At 65.8% G+C, this 21465-nt stretch carries 18 protein-coding genes and 3 pseudogenes; 12 read left to right on the top strand and 9 right to left on the bottom strand.

All coding sequences use genetic code 11. The annotated features are described in order from the left end of the window. A pseudogene (locus X739_RS0135200) lies at nucleotides 1-279 on the bottom strand (helix-turn-helix domain-containing protein); the annotation flags it as partial. A gap of 291 nt (nucleotides 280-570) precedes the next feature. On the opposite strand from X739_RS0135200, the gene X739_RS142095 reads away from it, so the two are divergent. Together X739_RS142095 and X739_RS142100 are read left to right on the top strand one after the other, a co-directional pair. Further along, a complete protein-coding gene (locus X739_RS142095; RefSeq protein WP_023774862.1) occupies nucleotides 571-1311 on the top strand; it encodes a thioredoxin family protein in 741 nt (246 codons plus the stop codon). Nucleotides 1312-1409: 98 nt separating this feature from the next. After that, the gene (locus tag X739_RS142100) at nucleotides 1410-1673 is read left to right on the top strand and encodes a hypothetical protein (RefSeq protein WP_023774861.1); all 264 of its coding nucleotides are present in this window, start codon (nucleotides 1410-1412) and stop codon (nucleotides 1671-1673) included. Nucleotides 1674-1797: 124 nt separating this feature from the next. Here X739_RS142100 and X739_RS142105 read toward each other — a convergent pair whose 3' ends face one another. Continuing rightward, a complete protein-coding gene (locus tag X739_RS142105; protein WP_031241452.1) occupies nucleotides 1798-3171 on the bottom strand; it encodes an MFS transporter in 1374 nt (457 codons plus the stop codon). Between the two features lie 117 nt (nucleotides 3172-3288). On the opposite strand from X739_RS142105, the gene X739_RS142110 reads away from it, so the two are divergent. Beyond that, nucleotides 3289-4242, top strand: coding sequence for a LysR family transcriptional regulator (locus tag X739_RS142110; RefSeq protein ID WP_023795647.1), 954 nt, complete (start codon nucleotides 3289-3291; stop codon nucleotides 4240-4242). Nucleotides 4243-4297: 55 nt separating this feature from the next. On the opposite strand, the gene X739_RS142115 is transcribed toward X739_RS142110, so the two are convergent. Then, nucleotides 4298-4912 carry a TetR/AcrR family transcriptional regulator gene (locus X739_RS142115; protein WP_023795646.1) on the bottom strand — a complete coding sequence of 205 codons (615 nt, stop codon included), beginning with the start codon at nucleotides 4910-4912 and terminating at the stop codon, nucleotides 4298-4300. Between the two features lie 251 nt (nucleotides 4913-5163). On the opposite strand from X739_RS142115, the gene X739_RS142120 reads away from it, so the two are divergent. The 6 genes and pseudogenes from X739_RS142120 to X739_RS01000000166470 all read left to right on the top strand — a co-directional run bounded on the left by X739_RS142120 (nucleotide 5164) and on the right by X739_RS01000000166470 (nucleotide 12867). After that, nucleotides 5164-5676: a (2Fe-2S)-binding protein gene (locus X739_RS142120; RefSeq protein WP_023774856.1), complete on the top strand. Its 513-nt coding sequence runs from the start codon at nucleotides 5164-5166 to the stop codon at nucleotides 5674-5676. Further along, nucleotides 5673-6731: a xanthine dehydrogenase family protein subunit M gene (locus X739_RS142125; protein ID WP_023795645.1), complete on the top strand. Its 1059-nt coding sequence runs from the start codon at nucleotides 5673-5675 to the stop codon at nucleotides 6729-6731. Before X739_RS142120 ends, X739_RS142125 begins: the two co-directional genes overlap by 4 nt. Then, nucleotides 6721-8979, top strand: a complete 2259-nt coding sequence (locus X739_RS142130) for a xanthine dehydrogenase family protein molybdopterin-binding subunit (RefSeq protein ID WP_023795644.1) — start codon at nucleotides 6721-6723, stop codon at nucleotides 8977-8979. Before X739_RS142125 ends, X739_RS142130 begins: the two co-directional genes overlap by 11 nt. A 114-nt stretch (nucleotides 8980-9093) precedes the next feature. Further along, entirely contained in the window at nucleotides 9094-9576 is a 483-nt protein-coding gene (locus tag X739_RS142135) for a (2Fe-2S)-binding protein (protein ID WP_023795643.1), read from the top strand. Further along, nucleotides 9573-10556: a xanthine dehydrogenase family protein subunit M gene (locus X739_RS142140; protein ID WP_023795642.1), complete on the top strand. Its 984-nt coding sequence runs from the start codon at nucleotides 9573-9575 to the stop codon at nucleotides 10554-10556. Before X739_RS142135 ends, X739_RS142140 begins: the two co-directional genes overlap by 4 nt. Then, a pseudogene (locus X739_RS01000000166470) lies at nucleotides 10553-12867 on the top strand (xanthine dehydrogenase family protein molybdopterin-binding subunit). The gene X739_RS142140 and the pseudogene X739_RS01000000166470 overlap by 4 nt, the downstream one beginning before the upstream one ends. Nucleotides 12868-12959: 92 nt before the next feature. On the opposite strand, the gene X739_RS142145 reads toward X739_RS01000000166470, so the two are convergent. Beyond that, nucleotides 12960-13970 carry an NAD(P)-dependent alcohol dehydrogenase gene (locus X739_RS142145; protein WP_023795639.1) on the bottom strand — a complete coding sequence of 337 codons (1011 nt, stop codon included), beginning with the start codon at nucleotides 13968-13970 and terminating at the stop codon, nucleotides 12960-12962. A 97-nt stretch (nucleotides 13971-14067) separates the two neighbouring features. On the opposite strand from X739_RS142145, the gene X739_RS142150 reads away from it, so the two are divergent. Then, complete coding sequence (locus X739_RS142150) at nucleotides 14068-14994, top strand: LysR family transcriptional regulator (RefSeq protein WP_023795638.1); 927 nt, start codon at nucleotides 14068-14070, stop codon at nucleotides 14992-14994. A gap of 290 nt (nucleotides 14995-15284) precedes the next feature. Here the strand turns inward: X739_RS142150 and X739_RS142155 are convergent, their stop codons facing one another. Together X739_RS142155 and X739_RS142160 are read right to left on the bottom strand one after the other, a co-directional pair. Then, entirely contained in the window at nucleotides 15285-16166 is an 882-nt protein-coding gene (locus X739_RS142155; protein WP_032924407.1) for a DMT family transporter, read from the bottom strand. A gap of 200 nt (nucleotides 16167-16366) precedes the next feature. Then, the gene (locus tag X739_RS142160; protein WP_023795636.1) at nucleotides 16367-17449 is read right to left on the bottom strand and encodes a histidine kinase dimerization/phosphoacceptor domain -containing protein; all 1083 of its coding nucleotides are present in this window, start codon (nucleotides 17447-17449) and stop codon (nucleotides 16367-16369) included. Between the two features lie 161 nt (nucleotides 17450-17610). Between X739_RS142160 and X739_RS1000000170700 the strand changes: the two are divergent. After that, nucleotides 17611-17769: pseudogene (locus X739_RS1000000170700) on the top strand (two-component sensor histidine kinase); the annotation flags it as partial. A 163-nt stretch (nucleotides 17770-17932) separates the two neighbouring features. Here the strand turns inward: X739_RS1000000170700 and X739_RS142170 are convergent. Beyond that, complete coding sequence (locus tag X739_RS142170) at nucleotides 17933-19393, bottom strand: hypothetical protein (RefSeq protein ID WP_023795634.1); 1461 nt, start codon at nucleotides 19391-19393, stop codon at nucleotides 17933-17935. 269 nt (nucleotides 19394-19662) lie between these two features. Here X739_RS142170 and X739_RS142175 point away from each other — a divergent pair, with 269 nt between their 5' ends. Then, nucleotides 19663-20265, top strand: a complete 603-nt coding sequence (locus X739_RS142175; protein WP_023774843.1) for a sulfotransferase family protein — start codon at nucleotides 19663-19665, stop codon at nucleotides 20263-20265. A gap of 83 nt (nucleotides 20266-20348) precedes the next feature. Here the strand turns inward: X739_RS142175 and minE are convergent, their stop codons facing one another. Next, on the bottom strand, nucleotides 20349-20621 hold the full coding sequence (gene minE / locus X739_RS142180) for a cell division topological specificity factor MinE (RefSeq protein WP_023774842.1): 273 nt from the start codon (nucleotides 20619-20621) through the stop codon (nucleotides 20349-20351). After that, a complete protein-coding gene (gene minD, locus X739_RS142185) occupies nucleotides 20618-21433 on the bottom strand; it encodes a septum site-determining protein MinD (protein ID WP_023774841.1) in 816 nt (271 codons plus the stop codon). The genes minE and minD overlap by 4 nt, the downstream gene beginning before the upstream one ends. Nucleotides 21434-21465 lie beyond the last annotated feature (32 nt).

The raw sequence follows: 21465 nt of genomic DNA, 5'->3' as shown, positions 1-21465 counted from the left end.
GTCGAGCGCCTTGGCCGGCCAGCCCAAATCACGCGAAACCAGCGCGATCTCGGCCTCGGCGACGACGCATCTGGCGCGCGCCACCGCCTCCTTCGGACTGAAGGCACGCGCGGCCCGCCGCAACAAGAGCTTGGCGCGATCGAAGTCGCCGAGCTGCGCCATGGCAATGCCGCGCAGCGCCAGCGCCGGCGCATCCTCGCGCAGGGCGACGCGGTCGAGCGCGCCGAGCGGATCGCCGGTCGCCAGCGCCAGCGCTGCGGCGGTGATCAGCGAGTCCATTCAAATCCCGTCACACTTGTAACTCCCACCTCGGCGTCGCGCGGCCCTAACTTACGTCAGTACCGTCAACCAGCAAGACGTGCCGGCAATGACGGCAGCAAGGGAGAATCAGAAAATGCCTGCCTCCACCGACCTCGACCTCGACGCGGCCAATGATACGGCCAAGCACGCCGCACGCCACCCCTGCTGCGCCGGGCCGGATCTCTCGGATTTCGCCGCGCCTGCGGCTCCCCGACATGCCCAGGCAACACCACACCGCAAAGACGCCACGACTGGCAAAGGAGAAGACCAATGACCATGAAGACTCCCCCGATCGTTTCACAGCAGGATTGGAACGCCGCGCACGAAAAGATGCTGGTGAAGGAGAAGGCGACGATGCGCGCCAGGGACGCACTGTCGGCCGAACGCCGGCGCATGCCGTGGACGGAAGTGGATAAGGCCTATGTCTTTGAGGGCCCCGACGGCAAGGTGAGCCTTCTGGACCTGTTCGAAGGCCGCCGCCAGCTCATCGTCTACCGCGCCTTCTTCGAGCCCGGCGTCTATGGCTGGCCCGATCACGCCTGCCGCGGCTGCTCGCTCGGCGCCGACCAGGTCGGCCACCTCGCCCATCTCAACGCCCGCGACACCACGCTCGCCTACGCCTCTCGCGCCCCGCAGGAAGACATTGCGCGGCTGAAGCAGCGGATGGGATGGGAGATGCCCTGGTACACCATCACCGACAGCTTCGACAAAGACTTCGGCGTTGACGAATGGCACGGCCACAACGTGTTCATCCATGACGGGAACCGTATCTTCCGCACCTATTTCATCAACAACCGCGGCGACGAGGCGTTGGGCACCGTCTGGAGCTATCTCGACGTCACGCCGCTCGGCCGCCAGGAGGTGTGGGAAGACTCGCCCGAAGGTTATCCGCAGACGCCACTCTACAGCTGGTGGAACTGGCACGACAATTACGATGCCGGGGCCGACAAGAAATGGGCCGAAGTGTCAGCTGCCGGCGAGGCCGCGTTCCGCGACAAGGGCAACCAGTAAGCTGGCGCAAACCTGTCCAGCCTGGGTTCCTCTCCCGCCTCCGGCAGGGCCGAGGACCCCAGGCCCTAACGGGCGGCAACCATGAAGGGAATAAGATCATGAGCGATATCCATTCCGGCATCGGCATGGTGACCCCCGAAAATGTCGCCCCCCGTGGCATCGCCGACTGGCTATGCCTTGCCGCGGCGCCGACCTTTGCCGCGATGGCGCTGCTTTCCCGTCTTCAGGGCGGCGACGGGACCATGCTGTGCATGGGCGACTCGCCGCTGACCGGCTCGATCCTGACCGGCATGCCGGCCATGTATCTGCTGATGAGCGCTTTCCACCTGGCGCCCTGGCTAAGGGTGATCTCCCGCCGCTAGGCGGCACCAGTGTAGTCCAGGATATCATCTCGTTGGTTTGCGCACCCGCATGCTGGCGGGCTTCGCGCTTCGCCGCCGCATGGCTGCCGGCGGCGGTCGCCAGTTCGGCCACGCCGGGGATGTCTTATCCCGCCGTCTCGTAGCGGGCGCGGCTCAGGCTGACCAGGCAGGCGATGGCCGCGCAGATGCCGGCCAGGACCAGCGCGAGGCTGGGTGCGCCTGTCAGCGGTAGGGTCGCGAAAATGATCGACATCGAAATGGCGCCAAACGTTTGTCCCAGCAGCCGTGCCGTGCCCTGCATGGCTCCCGCCGCACCGCTGCGCGCCTTGGGTGCGGAGAGAAGCAGGATGCGGTTGTTCGGCGTCTGGAAGAGACCAAAACCCGTGCCCGCGACGACGGTTCCGACCAGGAAGGCAATCGCCCTTGGACCGGGCGGTGTCAGGCCCGCGATCAAAAGGCCGATCGCCAGCAACCCGCCGCCGGCGGCGCACAGCCACGCCGTCTTGAAACGATCGGCCAGCCGCCCCGAAATCGGCGCTATGATGATTGTCGCGATGGGCCATGGCATCATGTAGAGACCCGCCTGGACCGGGCTCATATGCAAGGTGTGCTGCAGGTAGAATGGCAGCGCGACGTAGCTGAGCATCTGCCCGGTGAAGCACGAGATCGAAGCGATGACGGCCACCCGGAAGGCTGGATCGGCCAGGAGGTCGGTCGGCACGATCGGTGCGGCACTCCTGCGTTCGAGAGACAACAAGATGACGAGGCACAGGACGGAACAGCCGATCAGGATCGACCCGCTGACCGGCGCACCGGCGATGCGATCGGCCCCCGTGAAGAACAGGATGAACATCAGCGTGTTGGCCAGCAATGCCGCAACGTTGAGGTGACGCTTCACGCCATCCAGATGCGCAAGCAAGCCGCCGGACAACAGGACGATGATGCCGATCGGGATGTTGACGGCGAACAGCCACGGCCAGCTGGATACGGAGAGGATCGCGCCGGCGACGCCAGGGCCGGCGGCCGCGGAAATCGCAATCGTCATCGCGTTGAAGCCGATGACGGTTCCAAGCAGCCGCTGGGGCACCGAAACGCGCAGGTTCATCGGCCCGGTCGCCATGATGGCGCCCGCCCCGAGCCCCTGGATGGACCGGGCAGCCACAAGAACAGGCAGGCTGCCGGCGAAGGCACAGCACGCCGAAGCCACCGTGAACAGCGCGACACCCAGAAGAAAGACACGCCGGGGGCCGTGGATCTCGCCCAGCGCGCCGCAAGGCAAAAGGGCCACAAGCACCGCAAGCTGGTAACTCGACACCACCCATACGGTGCTGCTGGCACTGGCGTTGAGCGACGCCGCGATGGATGGCAGCGCGACATTGGCGATGGCGCCGTCCAGCACAACGAGCACCAGCGTCATCAGCAGGACGCCAATGGCCAGGTAGCGGCGTGGCGACGGCAGGCCGTCATGGGCGGGATTGATCGTTGCGGCTATGGACATCGGAGGCTCCGCTTCGTTGGTTGTCGCCGCATCGATACCGCTCACCCCATAATTGCACCAGACGCAACGGGGTAAACTGACCGTTGCGTCAAACGCCTCACCCCGTTAAGCTCTCTCATGCTCAATCTCGACTTGAACCTTCTGGTGGCGCTTGACGCCTTGCTTCGGGAGCGCAGCGTCTCGGGCGCCGCCAAGAAGCTTGGCCTCAGCACGTCCGCGATGAGCCGCACACTGTCGAGGTTGCGGCTGGCGCTAGGTGATCCCATCCTGGTTTCGGCGGGACGCGCCATGGTGGCGACGCCTCATGCCGAAGCGATCGCCGAACAGGTGCACACGCTGACGTCGGCGGTCCGGTCCGTCCTCAGCCCCTCGCCGGAGATCGATATCAGCCAGGTGCGGCGCGATTTTACCATCCGGGCCAATGAAGCCTTCGTGCTGCTCTACGCCGCGCGTCTCCATGCCCTTGTCACCAGTGCCGCGCCCGGCATAAGGCTGCGCTTCGCGCCCCGGCCGGACAAGCGCATCGAACTGTTGAGAGAAGCCACGATCGACCTCGATATTGGCGTGCTTTCGGGTGATGGCGCCGAATTGCGCGGTCAGGCGTTGTTCGACGACCGTTTTGTCGGCGTGGCGAGAGCGGGGCATCCCCTTCTGGAGACCGAAATAACGGCTGAACGTTACGCCGCGTGCCGGCACGTGGTCTCATCCCGGCGAGGCCATTTCATTGAACCGGTCGATGAAGCGCTCGCCGAACTCGGCCTTTCGCGAAAGGTCGATCTGGTGGTGCCTAGCTATCCGGCGGTTGTCGCAGTCGCGGCCGCATCCGATCTTGTCGGACTGGTGCCGCGTTCGTACCATCTGGGTGCGACAGGCCGTACCCACATGTTTGATCCGCCGGTGGCAATCCCAGGCTTCACCATCACCCAGGCATGGCACCCCCGCATGGATGCCGATCCCGTGCATCGCTGGCTGCGATCGTTGATCTTCAAGGAGTTTCCGGACGCGGTTCGTCGATTCGAGCAGCCGGCGACGGCAGGGAGTCTGGCGGCGGATCGACGGCGGACCGACTGATCTTATCGTTTGTCATCGCTCGCCTCATGCCGGAGGGCGGGCGGCGTTCGCCCTCTCATCCAGCCTTCGCCGCCCCGAACCGCAACCCGTCCATCAGGAGCTTGACCAGGCGGCGCGAACGGTCGCGCCACTCGGGCGTATCTGGTGCCGAGTAGATGCCGCCGAGTGCATGCAGCACGTCGGAGGCATCGACATCGCCGCGGATGGTGCCGTCGGCCACCGCCGCCTCGACCAGTTGCCGCAGCGCTTGCGACACCCGTCCCGACGTATCCGAAAACAGCGTCGAATTGGTGGTGAACAGGATGCGCAGGCTGGTCGCAAGGCCGCGCTTTGTAGCGATGTAGTCGACGAAGCGGCGCATCCATTCCTCCAGCGCCACATCGGAGGGATGTCTTGCCGCGAGCTCGCCGGCCGCCGCGCACAACCCCTCGGCTTCGCGGCGGTAGACCACCTCGACCAGATGCTCGCGTGTCGGAAAATGCCGGTAGAGCGTGCCGATGCCGACACCGGCGCGCCGCGCGATCTCCTCCAGCGAGGCGTCGATGCCGCGCTCGGCAAAGACCGCAGCCGCCACCTCGACCAGCCGGTCGCGATTGCGCCGTGCATCCGCACGCAGCGACTTGGCGGCGGCGGGTTTTTGGTCAGCAGTTGTGACGGGCTCAAAAGCCAATTTTTTTCTCCACCAAGGATATGGGGGCTTGAACCACGCCTGGCTAGCCCCCAAGTAGATAAACGGAGGCGCCTCCGCTTTAGTGGAGCACGTTTATCATATAATCAGGGGAACCGGTATGTCACGCCTTTCGAAGCCGCAACCCGCCACTTTTCCAACCCGCGGGAGATTGGCCGCAGCCTGACCTTGCCCTGCCCCGCCCCCTACCCCAATTCTTCCCCTCAGCGTCAAGCAACTGGAGCCAGACGCCCATGACCAGCCTTCCCATCTCGCTTACCGTCAACGGACATCGACACGAACTGGAGGTCGACCCACGCGTAACCTTGCTTGACTTGCTGCGCGAGCGGCTTGAACTCACCGGCACAAAGAAGGGCTGCGACCGCGGCCAGTGTGGCGCCTGCACGGTATTGGTCGACGGCAAGCGAATAAACTCCTGCTTGGCGTTGGCGGTCAGCCATGACGGCGCCGAGGTGCTGACCATCGAAGGCATCGCTCACGGTGAAGAACTGCACCCTGTGCAGGCCGCCTTCATCGCCCATGACGGCTTCCAGTGCGGCTTCTGCACGCCCGGCCAGATCATGAGCACGCTCGGCTTGATCGCCGAAGGACAGGCTGGCGACGATCCCGAGCGCATCCGCGAGGGGCTGAGCGGTAACATCTGCCGCTGCGCGGCCTATGGCGGCATCGTCGAGGCGGTCCTGGAAGCCCAGAAAAACATGGCCGACACCGCCACGACCGAAGCACGCAGGAGGACCGCGGCATGAGAGACTTCGATTTCATCAGGCCCGCCACCGTCTCCGACGCCATAGCGGCGGCGGCCGAACCGGGTTCGGCTTATCTCGCCGGCGGCACCAATCTGCTCGATCTGATGAAGGGCGGCATCGCCAGCCCCGAACGGATCGTCGACATCACCCGCCTGCCGGAACTCAATCGCATCGAAATGCTGGATGATGGCGGCCTGCGCATCGGCGCGCTGGTCCGCAATGCCGATCTCGCACATGATCCGGCCTTCGCCAAGGCCTATCCGGCGGTGGCCGAAGCGCTGCTTTCGGGCGCCTCGGCGCAGCTTCGCAATGCCGCCACCGTCGGCGGCAATCTGTTGCAGCGTACGCGGTGCAGTTACTTCTACGACACCGCCAGCGCCTGCAACAGGCGCGAACCCGGTTCCGGCTGCTCGGCACTTGGCGGCGAGAACCGCCTGCATGCGGTGCTTGGCTGGAGCGATGCCTGCATCGCCACCCATCCCTCCGATTTCTGCGTGCCGCTGGTGGCGTTGGACGCCGTCGTCGAGATCGAGGGCAAGGGAGGCCGGCGCCACGTCACCTTGGAGGAATTCCACCGGCTTCCGGGCGACACGCCGCAGCGCGAAACCGTGCTGCAGCCGGGCGACCTGGTCGTTGCGGTGCGCCTGCCGGCGGAAGCAGCGTCCTTCGCCGCCCACGCCCGCTACCTGAAACTGCGCGAACGCACCTCCTATGCCTTCGCCGTCGTTTCGGCTGCCGCTGCCCTGACGGTCGCCGACGGCAAGATCCGCGCCGCGAGGCTGGCGCTCGGCGGTGTCGCGGCCAAGCCATGGCGGGCGCGCTCGGCGGAAGCGGTGCTGCTCGGCGCCGATGCCGACGAAGCGAGCTTCGTTCGGGCCGCGGATGCGGCTCTGGCCGACGCCAGCCCCTCCGGCGACAATGCGTTCAAGATCGAGCTTGCCCGCCGCATTGTCGTCAGGGCGCTGATTTCCGCGCAGGCAGGCACGCCCGCTCTGATGCCCGCTTTGCCTGCTTCCCCTTTTTCCTCCCTTCCCGGAGTGCGTCATGACGCTTGAACTCGGCCTGAACCAACAGCCTGCCCATACGCGCCAGGGCTCCAGCATCGGCCAGCCGCTGACCCGTCGCGACGGATTTTTAAAAGTCACCGGGACCGCGCGCTTTGCCGCCGACAACAATCCGCCCGGCATGCTCTATGCCGTGCTTGCCGTCTCCAGCATCGCGCGCGGCCGGGTTGTCTCGCTGGATGTCGAGGCGGCCAAGGCGCATGCGGGCGTGGTCGAGGTGATGACGCCTCTGAACCGGCCGGCGCTCGCCGTCGATCCGGATGCCAAGGACCATCCCTTCATGTTTCGGCTCGACCTGCTGCAGAATGATGGGGTTCGCTACCCCAACCAGAGCATTGCCGTGGTGATAGCGCAGACGCTGGAAGCGGCGACCGAAGGCGCGGCGCTGTTGTCGCCGCGCTATGAGGAGTTGCCGGCGCGCGTTGGTCTGGACGGCGCCAAAAGCTTCGTGCCGCGCGGCGTTGGCGTCGGCAACCCGGCGGTGCAGGAGAAGGGCGATGTCGAGGCCGGCCTCAAATCGGCAAGGACGCGGATCGAGGCGACCTACGAGACGCCGGCCCAATACCACAACGCCATGGAGCCCCACGCGATCGTCGCTGCCTGGGATGGCGACCGGCTGTTGATCGACACGCCGAGCCAAGGCCTGGCCATGGCGCAGGGCCGCATCGCCGGCCTGTTCGGCATTGCGCCGCAAAACGTCCATATCCGCAGCCCCTTCCTGGGCGGCGGCTTCGGCTCCAAGGGCATGATTTCCGGACCGCAAGTGCTCGGCATCCTGGCGGCGCGTCTCGTCGGCCGCCCGGTCAAGCTGGTGCTCCGGCGCGAGCAGATGTACGGCCCGGTCGGTCACCGCGCCCCGACCCGCCAGACATTGCGCATGGGCATGGATGGCGAAGGGCTGCTGACCGCGATCTCCCATCACGCCAGGACCACGTCGAGCACGTTCGACGATTTCTTCGAACCTGCGGCGGACGCCTCGCACACGCTCTATGCCAGTCCGGCCATCGCCACCTCGCACGATGCCGTGCGGCTCGATACCGGCACGCCGCTGTTCATGCGGGCCCCGGGCGAGGCCACCGGATCGATCGCGCTTGAGAGCGCCATCGACGAGGCGGCCCATGCCTGCGGCATGGACCCGCTGGAATTCCGGCTCAGGAATTATGCCGAGGTCGAACCGATGACCGGCAAGCCGTTCTCCTCCAAGGCGCTGCGCGAATGTTACGAACAGGCCGCCGAGGCGTTCGGCTGGGCGAGCCGCCCGCTGCAGCCGCGGCGGATGCGCGACGCCGACGGTTTCCTCACCGGCTGGGGCATGGGCACGGCGACGTTCCCGGCACTCATGTTCCAGGCCGAGGCACGCGCGGTGCTGAGGGCCGACGGCAGCGGCTTGATGGAGACCGGCGCTCAGGACATGGGCCAAGGCGCCTGGACGGCTTTTGCCCAGATTGCAGCAGACGGGCTGGGGCTCGACATCGACCAGGTCGATTTCAGGGCCGGCAGTTCCGACCTGCCCAATGCGGGTATCGCCGGCGGGTCGGGTCACACGGCGACGGCCGGCATGGCCATCCACAATGCGGGTGCGGCCGTCATCGCCAACCTTGCCGATCTCGCCACCGGCGACGAAGCCTCGCCGCTGTTCGGAGCCGGCAATGAAGGCGTTGTTGCACGCGGCGGACGCCTTTATCGGCGCGACGACGAAAGCCGCGGCGAAAGCTATGCCGAGATCCTCGTCCGCGCGGGCCTGACCGAAATCGAGGGCCGGGGCAAAGGCGCTCCGGATCCGGCCTCCCAGGAGACTTACGCCAAGCACGCGCATGGAGCCGTCTTCGCCGAGGTGAAGGTCGACCCGGATCTCGGCCAGATCCGCGTCACCCGGCTGGTCGGCGCATTCGCCGCCGGACGCGTCATCAATCCGCGGCTGGTGCGCAGCCAGTACTATGGCGGGATGATCTGGGGCGTTTCCTTCGCGCTGCACGAGGAAGCCGTCACCGACCGGCGTTTCGGCCGCATCCAGAATGCCAACCTGGCGGACTATCATGTCCCGGTGAATGCCGACGTGCCCTCGGTCGAGGCGCTGCTGGTTCACGAGGACGACCCTTATGTGAACGCCCTCGGCATCAAGGGCGTTGGCGAAATCGGCATAACCGGGACTGCCGGCGCCGTCGCCAATGCGGTCTGGCACGCGACCGGCGTGCGCGCACGGCGCTTTCCGATCCGAATCGAGGACCTGCTGGGGTGACGAGCGGTCCGCCCGAAACGACAGGCCCGCGCCAGGGCAGGCAAGCGGTCGGTCGGACCGCCCTGCCCCAGTCGAGTTCATTCCACAGCGTCAAGCAACTGGAGCCAGACGCCCATGACGAGCAAGACCACAATTCCCGTCCATCTCGATATCAACGGCCAGCATCACACGCTGGAACTCGAGCCGCGTGTCACGCTGCTCGACGCCTTGCGTGACAGGCTCGGCCTGACCGGCACCAAGAAGGGCTGCGACCACGGCCAGTGCGGCGCCTGCACCGTCCATGTCGACGGCGAGCGCGTGCTGGCCTGCCTGACGCTGGCCGCGCAAGCCGAGGGCCGCGCCATCGCCACCATAGAGGGGCTTGCACGGGAGGGCGAACTGCATCCCGTGCAGGCTGCCTTCCTCGAGCAGGACGCCTTCCAGTGCGGCTATTGCACGCCAGGCCAGATCATGTCGGCGGTGGCCTGCATCCGCGAGGGCCACGCCGGGTCGGACGAGGAGATCCGCGAATACATGGCCGGCAATCTCTGCCGCTGCGGCGCCTATCCGCACATTGTCGCCGCCGTGCGCCAGGCAGCGCTGGAGGCCGCGTCATGAGGGATTTTTCCTATTTTCGCGCCACCTCGGCTGACGCCGCCCGCCAGGCGGCCGCGCTCCCCGGCGCCATGCTTCTGGCAGGCGGCACCACGCTGATCGACCTCGCCAAGTGCGGCGTCGCCGAGCCCGACACGCTGGTCGATATCACCCATCTCAACGGGTTCGACCAGATCGAGGTCGACGAGCGCGGCGTCGTCATCGGCGCGCTCGCCAGGATGGGCCATGTCGCCGACCACGCGGACATCAAGAGCCGCTTCCCCGCCATCTCCGAAGCGCTCTGGCAGGCAGCCTCGGCGCAGATCCGCAACATGGCGACGATCGGCGGCAATCTGATGCAGCGCACGCGCTGCCCCTATTTCCGCGATCCCGCGAACTTTGCCGCCTGCAACAAGCGCGAACCAGGCAGCGGCTGTTCGGCGATCGGCGGCGTCACCAGGGGCCATGCCGTGCTTGGCACCAGCGAGGCTTGCATCGCCATGTATCCCGGAGACCTCGCCACCGCGCTCGTCGCCTTCGACGCAACGGTCCATCTCGGCGAACGGCGCGTGCCGGTGGAGGACTTTTTCCTGCTGCCAGGCACGACGCCCGACAGGGAACACGCGATCGAGCCGGGCGAGATGATCACCGCTATCGAAATCCCTTCTTCCGCCGTCGCCCGCCGTTCGACCTATCTGAAGATCCGCGACCGGCAGTCCTATGAGTTCGCCGCGGCCAGTGCCGCCGTCGGGCTCGAACTGGAGGCCGACGGGCGCACCATCCGCAACCTGCGCGTGGCGCTCGGTGGCGTCGCCACCAAACCCTGGCGGGCGCGAGCCGTGGAAGCCGCGCTGAAAGGCAAGGTGCTCGAGCCGGAAGCCGTTCGCACGGCCAGCCTGCTCGCCGTCGAAGGCGCGGTCGACCATGGCGCCAACCGCTACAAGGTCGAACTCGCGCCGCGCGTCGTCGCACGCGCCATCCTCAAATTGGGAGAAGCGGCATGACCGTTCACATCGCAAGCACTGTTTACGTCGGAAGACATGGCGACGCGTCCGACGGCGCGCAGGTGGAGACCGTCGGCGGCCGGCTGTCGCGCGTCGACGGCCCGGCCAAGATCACGGGTGCGGCGAGATACGCGGTCGAGCAGCAGCTCGAAGGGCTCGCCTATGCCGTGCTGGTCGAAAGCACCATCGCATCCGGCAAGGTGCGCGCCATCGAGACGGCGGAGGCCGAGAATGCGCCGGGCGTCCTCAAGGTGTTGACACCAGACACCATCATCAGCCTGAAAACCGCCTCGGACTGGTTCGGCACGCCGCCGCCGGACAATCCGTATTGCCCGCTGGCGCGCGACGTCACCTTCTCGGGCCAGCACGTCGCCGCCGTGGTCGCCGAGACCTTCGAGCAGGCCGTGGCCGCCGCGGCGATGGTCAAGGTCAGCTATGATGAGACGCCGGCCATCGTCGACCTCAGCGACGGCAAGGCCGGCGACGGCATCCCGGTCGATGCCATGACCAAGGAATGGGGCGACGCGGCCGCCGCCTTCGCCTCCGCTCCGGTGCGCGTCTGCGCCGCCTACAACACACCGCGCGAATACCAGGCGCCTATGGAACCGCATGGCCTGATCGCCCGCTGGGAGGGCGACCATCTCACCGTATGGGAGCCGAGCCAATGGCTGGACGGCATGGCGCGCACCTATGCCGAATGGTTCGGCGTGCCGTTCGAGAATGTGCGGCTGGTGTCGCCCTATATCGGTGGCGGCTTCGGCTCCAAGGCGCTGGCGCTGAGCCATGGCGCGATTGCCGCAAGTGCCGCGAAAATGCTCGGCCGGCCGGTGCGGCTGGTAATGACGCGGCCGCAGACCTTCACCGGCTATGGCGGCCGCGCCGCGACGCGGCAGACGGTGACGATCGGCGCCGACCACGACGGAAAAATCCAGTCGATCGTGCATCGCGGCGTCAACGAAACCTCCATCGACGGCATGTGGGTCGAGCCGCTGGGCTCGGTCACCTCGATCATGTACGCGACGCCAAACTTCTCCTCGAAACAGAACGTCGTGCGAGTGAATTCGGTGGTGCCGGGCGCTATGCGCGCCCCGGGCGAAAACCCGTCGGCCTTCGGCATCGAAAGCGCCATCGACGAGCTCGCCTACGAGGTCGGCATCGATCCGCTGGAAATCCGGCTGCGCAACTACGCCGAACAGGATCCGCACGCGAAAAAAGCCTGGTCGACCCGGCAGTTGCGCGAGGCTTTCGCGGCGGGTGCCGAACGCTTCGGCTGGGCCAGGCGCACGCCTGAGCCACGCTCGATGCGCGACGGCAACCATCTGGTCGGCTGGGGCGTGGCCGCCGGGACTTATCCGGTGCGGCGCGCCTATGGCGAGGCCATCGTGCGCATCTTGGCCGACGGTTCGGTCGAGGTCGAAAGCTCCTCGATCGACATGGCCAGGGCACCTACACGATCTTGGCGCAGACCGCCGCCGAAACGGTCGGCGTTGCGGCCGACGACGTGGTGGTGAAGCTTGGCGATTCGCACTTCCCCCGCGCCGGCGTCGCCGGCGGCTCGCGGCTGGCCGGCGTGATGACGGGCGCCGTCCACAAGGCCGCGACCTCGGCGCTCGACCAACTGGTCGGCCTGGCGATCAGCGATCCGCGCTCGCCCTTCAACGCGCTGCAGGCCAACACTTTGGTCGTCGCCAAAGGCCGCATCGCCACGCCGCGCGGCGACGGCCCCGACGTCTCGATCGCCGAATTGCTGAAAAGCGTCGGCCGCGACCGCATCGAAGCGACGGGCGACACCATGCCGGCCAATTCGACAGCGGATGATCGCTATAGGAACTACACCACCATCGCCATGGCGCTGCCGCACACCGAGGGCGACTATTCCCGCCACTCCTGGTGCGCCCATTTCGTCGAGGTGCGCGTCGACGAGGATTTCGGCACGGTGCGTGTGTCGCGGGTGGTGTCGGCGCTGGATTCAGGCCGCCTCTACAATCCGAAGCTGGCCGAGAGCCAGTGGAAGGGCGGCATCATCATGGGCATCGGCCAGGCGTTGCTCGAAGAAGGCATCGTCGACCGCCGCCACGGCCGCATCGTCAACAACAACCTCGCCGACTATCTCGTCCCGACCAACGCCGACGTCCCCGACATCGAGGTGATCTCGGTGGGGATTCCCGACCCGCACTCCTCGGTGCTCGGCGGCAAGGGCGTCGGCGAACTTGCGATCGTCGGCATGGCGCCGGCCATCGCCAACGCGGTGTTCCATGCGACGGGAAAGCGGATACGCGACCTGCCGATCACGCTGGAGAAGCTAATTTAACGGTGAGGCTGCCAATCTCCCCTTGGAGGGGGAGATTGCACGTTGCGACGGTTTCGCGAATTTCAACGTTGAAGAAATGGCGCCTGCGCCGATCACCACTCCAGCCCGAACACCAGCTTGCCGAAATGCAGGCCGCCGGCGGCCATGTGGGCGTAGGCTTCAGTGGCTTCATGAGGTGAAAACACCTTGTCGACCACTGGCTCGATCCGGGCTGCGCCGACGGCGCGCGCGGCGTCGAGAAGATCGGACACGGATCCGGTGTTGTTGCCGACCACCTTCAGCGCCTTGATGATGATCGGCAGCAGATTGATCGTGGCTTCGGCACCGGTGACGAAGCCGATGGTGAACAGCGTGCCGCCGGGCGCGGTGGCGTTGACGGCGCGGGCGAAGGTGGCGCTGCCCCCGGTCTCGACGACAAGGTCGGCGCCGAGGCCGCCGGTCAGCTCCAGCACCTTGCCGTCCCAGTCGGGCGTCGCGCGGTAGTTGATGAGATGATCGGCGCCAAGGGCCTTCGCTCGCTCCAGCTTTTCGTCCGACGACGAGGTGATGATGACGGTCGCGCCGACGGCTTTGGCAAGCTGCAGGGTGAAGATCGAGACGCCGCCGGTGCCAAGCAGCACGACAAACGAGCCCGGCCCGACATCGGCGGCGCGGATGGCGTTCCAGGCGGTGGTGCCGCAGATGGGCAGAGTCGACGCCGCCTCGAAGGAAAGATGCGCCGGCACCGGCACAAGCGAATTGGCCGGCAACGCGACATATTCGGCCAGTGACCCCGGCAGCGAAATGCCGCGCATCTGCCTCATCTCGTAAGGCCGCGGCGGCCCACCGATCCAGCGCGGCTTGGCATGCGCGACGACGCGATCGCCGATAGCGAATTTCGCAACGTCCTCGCCCAGCGCCACGATCTCGCCGGCGCCGTCGGCGACAGGGATGAGCGGAAAGCTCGGTCCAGGATAATTGCCGTTTGCCACCGCCACATCGACGAAATTGAGGCTCGCCGCACGCTGGCGGATCAGCACCTCTCCGCGCTGCGGTTCGGGGGTTGCAACGGTGGCGGCGCGGAAGGCGTCCAGCCTGGGCTGGCTGAGTTCGATGGCTTTCATGATTTCACTCCGTTGGGACGATTGATGGATTGAGTGAACCTATTTGTTGCGCTATCTCTGGATAATCTTTGCTTTGAGCAATTGAGAACTGTGAATTATGCAGCAATCTCACGAACCCGCTGCCCTTGCCGAGATGGCTGCCTTCGCGGCCATCGCCGAGGCGCGCTCCTTCACCAAAGCGGCGGCGCGGGTCGGGCGCGACGCGACCATCCTGTCGCGGCGCCTGCAATCGCTGGAGACGCGGCTCGGGGTGAGGCTGCTCTCGCGCACGACGCGCAGCGTCTCGCTGACCGAAGCGGGCGCCGAATTCCTGGTGCGCGTGCGCGCCATCCTTGCATCCGTCGACGAGGCCGAGGCCGTCGCGTCCGCGCATGCCGGAGGCCGCCCCCGCGGCGTTCTCAGGTTGGCGCTGCCCGGCACGTTCGGGCGCATGTGGATCGGGCCGCTGCTGCCTCAATTCCTCGCCGAATTTCCCGATGTCCGCATCGAGGCCGAATTCTCCAACCGCTTCACCGATCTGGTCGCCGAGAATTTCGACGTCGCCGTGCGGCTGGGCAGCCTGGAGGATTCGCGCCTGGTGGCACGCAAGGTGGCGACGCGACGCAGGCTGCTCTGCGCGGCTCCCTCCTATCTCGCCCGCAGCGGCACGCCGGAGACGCCGCGGGCGCTGCTTGACCATTCCTGCCTGGGCTTCTCGGGCTTCCAGACCTTTCCGGCCTGGGAGATGACCGACCGCGAGGGCCGGCGCGCGCGAGTCGAGGTTTCCGGGCCGTTGGTCAGCGACGATGCCGAGGTGCTGGTCGAGGCCGCCGTGCAGGGGCTCGGCCTGATGATGAGCACCGACTGGCTGGTCGGGCGCGAGCTTGCCGACGGACGGCTGGTGCCTGTGCTGGAGGAGTGGACCTTGGCGGATGAAGGCGCCGTCTATGTCGTCACGCCCTCGGCCAAGGGAAAAGCCGCCAAGACCCGCGCCTTCACCGACTGGATCGGCAAGCGTTTCGCGCCGGAACCGCCCTGGCGGTAAAGCCGCTGACCCGCTGGCGGTAGAGACCGCGCGCTCCGCCTTCAGGGCCAATGAGTCGCTAGGGCATGCCGATGTCCGACACGAGTTGACGAGGCCGGCTCGACGGTAGTGGAAGCCGGCATCGACATGAAAGTGTCGCCCAATGCCACGCTCGGCCTGTCCTATTCCGGGCAGTTCGGCGGTGGCGCGTCGACAACGGCGCCAAGGCAAACCTCAGCGTCAAGTTCTGACGACAACAGGCAGCCGGCTCGCGCCAAATTGACGTCGCCGGCCGGTCCTGGCGTCCACCCCTACTCCGGCGACGGCACCGGCGGCTTCGAGGTTAGCGCGGTGCCGGCGGCGGCCACGATCACGGCGGCGATGCCGGCCAGTTGCGGCGTGGTAAGGCTTTCCCGCAGGAACAGGAACCCGGCCAGCGCGCCAAGCCCCGGCTCGAGGCAGGTCAGCGTGCCATAGATGCGCGCCGGCATGCGGGTCAGCGCCACCATCTCCAGGAAGAACGGCAGGGCACTGGAGAACAGGCCGACGAGCAGCGCGCTGACCAGGATCGACGGCGCGAGCAGGCCGCTTCCCGCCTCGGCGATGCCAAAGGGCAGCACCAGCACGGCGGCGATTGCCATGCCATAGGCGGTGGTGCGGGTGCCGAGTTCCGCGCCCGCCTTCTGCGCCAGAACGATGTAGAGCGCCCAGAACCCGCCGGCCGCCAGCGCCAGCATCACGCCGATCGGATCGAGCGGCTTTAGCGAGTGGATGAAGGGCGACAACAGCACGATGCCGGCGACGGCAAGCGCGATCCAGGCGAAGTCGCTGGCCCGCCGAGAGGTCAGTGTCGCCACCAGCAGCGGACCGGAAAACTCCAGCGCCACCGCGACGCCGAGCGGGATCCTGGCAAGTGCCGCGTAGAACAGAAGGTTGAGCGCGCACAGCGTCACCCCATAGGCGACGAGCCACGGCATGGTGGCGCGCGAGGGCCATGCCTGCCAGGGCCGCAGCACCGCGATCAGCATCAGCGCGCCGATGACCAGCCTGAGCGTCGTCGTGCCTTGCGCGCCGATCACCGGAAACAGCGTCTTGGCGAAGGTGGCGCCGATCTGGATCGACACCATGGCCCCCATCAGCGCGGCGACCGGCAGGGGTGCGGCTTCGCGGCTGGCAACCGGCATTGATGTCACTTGTGTTCATCCTCCATGCGCAGAGGCGAAAACCTGCCCGGCGGCACTGCAATAGGATGAACCAGCCTGCCTGTCGTGAGACAGGGCGGATACCTCGATGGGGGCACGGCCAGAGACGGCCGCCGTCCTCGGTTCAGGGATTTCCGCCGCAACGGCGGTACCGGGCGGGACAACCACTACACACTTTTTCTGGGATTGCTCTAGGCCGCGGCGGCGGAGCGCTTGAATACGATCGTGACCCGGGTGCCTTCGTCGGCGCTGGAAGTCACGTCGAACTCAGCCTTGGCGTTCTCTGTCAGCGATTGTGCGATGAGCGCGCCGAGCTTGCCTTGTTTGGGCCAGCTCTCGCCTTCCGGCAACCCGATCCCGTCATCGGCGACGACGACCCGGCAGCCATCCCCGTTCACGACGCTATGCAGCGTGATCGTCCCGCTGTCGCGCCCGCGAAATGCATGCTTGAGCGCGTTGGTCAGCAGTTCGTTGACCACCAGGCCGGTGGGCATGGCAACGTTGATCGAGACCGGGTAGGTGTCCACCTTCATGTCGAGGCGGATGCCCTCGACAGCATGCGAGCTCATCACGGCGGACGCGATCTGGCTCAAATAGACGCCGAGATCGACCTCCTCCTTGTGCTCCTCGCCCGATAGCGTTTGGTAAAGGATGGCCAAGGCGTCGACGCGGCCAGCCAGTCTTTCGAAGCGTTTCCGGTCCGGCTCGGTCGCATTGCGCGTTTCGAGGCGGATCAGGGCGGTGATCATCTGCAGATTGTTCTTCACCCGGTGCTGCAATTCCCGCAACAGCGTGTCTTTCTCGCGGACGCGCTCCTCGATCGAGCCCGCATCTTCGGTCTCGCCATGGACCGAGACGTCGACCAATGCCACCAGCCGGAAGCAGGCCTTGCCGTTGTCGTCCTCGATGACGTTGGAATAGACGTCTACGATTGCATGCTTGTCCTCGGCTCGCTCGAGCCGGAACGTGCCGACGAAATCGGTCCCGTCGACCACCGCATCGGACAGCGCGCGGTCCTTCTGCTGGTGCAGGCCAATGCCGGAAAGTGCCGCCCAATGCCTCTGAGCGAGGCTCGCCGCCTTTAGGCCCGACAGTTTCTCGAACTCCGGATTGGCGTAGACGACACGTTCCTGCCCGCTGAGGTCCGAAACGGCGATGGCAATCGGCACCTGGTCGAGGAACTTCTTGAACTGTTCGCTTTCCAGCGCGCTAGCAAGGTCCGGCGTCTCCAGCAACTGCTCGACCGTTTCCGCCTTATCTGAATTCGATGTCATCTGTTGCATCCAGGAATTCTCTGGACGCACCAATATCAGCGAAGCGATGCGCGAGCTATCGCCAAAAATGCCACGTTCACCGGCATTAGGAGCAGGCCCTCGCCAGCCTGGTCCCGCGCAACGGCGACGCCATGGTGAAATCCAGGCCATCACCAAGACGCTCGGCCGAGGTCAAGGCCACGGCGCACGCGCTGAACCAGCTCTCGTCCAGGCTGAAGACCGCCACGGAAAGCCGCATACGGCTGGTGGCCGCCGCCGGCCATGGCCTGCGCACGCCGATCACGCGCATGCGGCTGCGCGCCGAATTCCTCGACGAGGAGATCATGGAGCGCTACGGGCGGCACCGTGAGGCTGAAGAACCGCCAGGGCGGCGGGCTGGCGCGGACGGTGGTGTTCGCGGCGGTGTGATTGGGTCAGGCCCGTCCACATCGCGAAAGGCAGCCCAATGCTGGGACTGCCAAGCAACGAGGCCCGCGAAGCGCGCTACGACGTGGCGCGCAGATTCCTGCGGATGGGACGTCTGCCCGTTGCACGGGCTTTCTCGGCCACCACGGCGGCGATCTCCACCACCTCGCCCTCGCGCGATTTGCCGTTGGTGGCCTTGTGGAGCCGCTCGTAGGGCAGCAATTCCTTGATCCGGGCATTGAGCGACGCGATTTCGGCCCTCAAATCCTCGCATTCCTGCCGCTGGACATCCCTTTGTATGTCCTCCGATGCCTGTTGCAGCGCAAGTTGCGAAAGATTGGCGTTCGCTTTCGAAAGGCTCAGCTTGTCCGCTTCGTTCTCGTCGGTGAGCGCGGACAATCTTTCATCGGCGATTTTCTTTTCGGCCACTGCATCGTCCAGGTCGGTCTTGAGCCTGGCGATTTCGGCGGCGGCCGCACTGTTCTCGTTCGAGGCCCGCTCCAGCCGCGATTCCAGGTCTTGTATCCCGGACCGCAATCCGCGCATTTCCGTCTGGCCGCGCGCCCGTTCGGCTTCCCAGTCGCCTTGCATCAGGCTGGCCGTTTCGGTCTTTTCCGCCAGCTTGGCCTGTGTGGCCTCGAGCGCCTTCTGCAGCCGGATCTCCTCTTTCTCGCTCTTGCCGAGCGCCGCCATCAGTTCGGCAAGGCGCGCCGCTTCGCTGGCGTGGATTGCGGAAAGCTCGTCCAGCCTGTGGCGCGCCTGGCTCTCCCGCTTCAGCACCTTGTCGAGTTCGACCGACAGGCTGACATGTTTTTCCCGCAGCATCTTGCTCTCGCGCAAGCGCCTGTTGGCCTCGACCGTCCTTGCCGTCAGCCGGTTGGCGATGTCGCCGAATTCCGCGTCGCGTTTGGCGCTGGCATTGCCCATCTCGGCGAGCTCGAGCCTTGCCGCCGCCAGCGTTGCGCGAAGCGCGTCCCGGTCCTGGACCAGGTCTGTCTCGCGCTGCTGCAGCACTTCGCACGTGCTGTCACGCTCGCGCAGCTTCGCCGCCGTGTCGTGCAGCTTTTCCGACAGCGCTCTTTGCTCGGCGATCAGGCCGGCGTTTGCGAGTTCCAGCTCATTGGCGCGAAGAATGTCGGTGTGGAGGATGTTGAGGAATTCGCGCGTCAGATGGTGCGAGGTCGAGATTTCCGACAATTTGCCGTTGATCTCATCCAGATAATCCCTGGCGTCGTGGAACATTCCTTCGAAGGCGTTCAACGCCGCGAGCCGGGTCTGGGCATGGGGCGTTAGTCGTGGCGTGGTTTCGGCGGTGTCGGCGTTGCCCGCATCTTCGGGATTGTCCGCGCCCTCCGCTTGCGCCGCATCGGCTTGGGGTGGCGAGACGGTTGACGGGTCAGCGGGGACATCGTCGCCCTGTGGCGGTGCCTCGAATTCGCTGTCAAGGCTGGCATCCAGGGCGTCCGCCAGATCGTCCTGCAACTCCTGGAGTGCATCGTCTACGTCTTCAGCACGCTTGATCAGGCTCTTGAAGTTCATACGGAACTCCCTCTTACGCAATCAAAACCAGATATTTAACAAACTGCTAATTTGTATCCTTACATCCGCTGGTTCCGCTGGGGAAGCCCCCCTAGGGAAATGTAAATTTCAGACATTTGGGGATTGCACCGCCGCGACAGCCAGTGCCGAGTACCGGGCTGGCGCAGACCGTAGCGTTCGCGGCGGTGTCAACGCTTCTCGTGCATATTCCGTGTACAGCCTGATATGCTGCCAGCAAACGCTTGCAAGTCGAACGGGAGGGGGTGGAGATGTCGATCAAGGTGATCGGAACCGGCTTTGGCCGAACGGGCACGGATTCGATGCGCGAGGCGTTGGCCATTCTCGGCTACGGCCCCTGTCATCACATGCATGAAGTGATCGGCAACGAGGAGCAGAAACGGATGTGGCGTGCGCTGGCCCAAGGTGCCGCGCCGGATTGGAACCAGCTGCTGTCGGGCTATGTCTCCTGTCTGGACTGGCCTTCGGCGTACTACTGGCGCGAACTGATCGAATTCTATCCAAATGCCAGGGTGATCCTGACCTACCGCTCGGCCGAAAGCTGGTGGGAGAGTTTTGAAAAAACGATCGCGAGGGGACTTGAGCAAAGCGTCGACCAAGAATCGCTGGGCCTTGCCCTGATCGCCAGGCAGGTGTTCGGCGGCCGGCCGGGCGATCGAGCGCATGCCATTGCCTGCTACGAGGCCAATGTCCGTGCGGTGTACGCCGAAGTGCCACCGGAGCGGCTGCTGGTCCACGCTCTTGGCGATGGCTGGGAACCGCTGTGCACCCATCTGAGCGTTGCGATACCGGATCAAGATTATCCCAATCGCAACAGCGCCGCGGGCTTCAGGTCGAGATTTTCGCTGAACTGATCTGGACCAAAACCGGCGGTGTCGGCCCGGCAATCCGGACACCTCGCCCCACATGGAGTGGGGCGAGGAAAAGGCGCACGGTTTTACCCCGCCATGGCCAGCGGCACGGCGCTCTTGTTGGGGATCTGGATGTCGATTTCCAGCGTCGACATGGTCTCGCCGCGATCCATTGAGACCTGGAGATAGTCCTGGTCGATCTGCACATGCTTGGCGATCACAGCCATGATCTCCTCGCGCAGAATGGAGACGAGGTCGGGCTGGCCACGGCTGCGGCGCTCATAGGCGAGCAGCACCTGCAGCCGCTCGCGCGCCACCGGCGCGCTGGTGCGCCGCTTGAAGAGGTCGAGGATGCTCATGCGGCCCTCCTTCCGAGCAGACGGTCGAGGAAACCCTTGCGTTCGAAGGGCACCACCACCGGCAAATCTTCGCCTTCGAGCCGCCGTGCCGCTTCGAGATAGGCGCGTGCCGCGTTGTTGAGCGGTTCCGACAGCGTCACCGGCGAACCGAGATTGGAGGCGCGCAGCACATCCTGGCTTTCCGGGATGATGCCGAGCAGCGGCACCGACAGGATTTCCAGCACGTCGTCGATCGAGAGCATTTCTCCCCGCGCGGCGCGCGCCGCGTCATAGCGCGTGACCAGCACATGCTTGGCGATCTGCTCACCCTGTTCTGCGCGCATGGTACGGGCGTCGAGCAGGCCGATGATGCGGTCGGAATCGCGCACCGACGACACTTCCGGATTGGTGACGATGACGGCCTCGTCGGCAAAGCGCATGGCGAGCTGCGCGCCGCGCTCGATGCCGGCCGGGCTGTCACAGAAGACGTAGTCGAAAACCGAACGCAGCTTGTCGATCACCTCGCCGACGCCGTCCTCGGTCAGCGCGTCCTTGTCGCGCGTCTGCGACGCCGGCAGCAGGAACAGCGTGTCGACGCGCTTGTCGCGGATCAGCGCCTGCGACAGCTTGGCCTGACCCTGGATGACGTTGACGAGGTCGAAAACGACGCGCCGCTCGGCGCCCATGATCAGGTCGAGATTGCGCAGGCCGACGTCGAAATCGACCAGCGCCACCTTCTTGCCGGTCTTGGCGACCGCGGCACCCAGCGCGGCCGTCGAGGTGGTCTTGCCGACGCCCCCCTTGCCCGATGTGACGACCACTACCTTGCCCATGGAAAAAGCCTCCGTTGCCTGTTGTCGTTCGT

The sequence above is a fragment of the Mesorhizobium sp. LNHC209A00 genome (assembly GCF_000502915.1).
GTDB lineage: Bacteria > Pseudomonadota > Alphaproteobacteria > Rhizobiales > Rhizobiaceae > Mesorhizobium.
The sequence above is the reverse complement of the archived record's forward strand: the minus strand, read 5'-3'. Positions and strand labels throughout refer to the sequence as shown.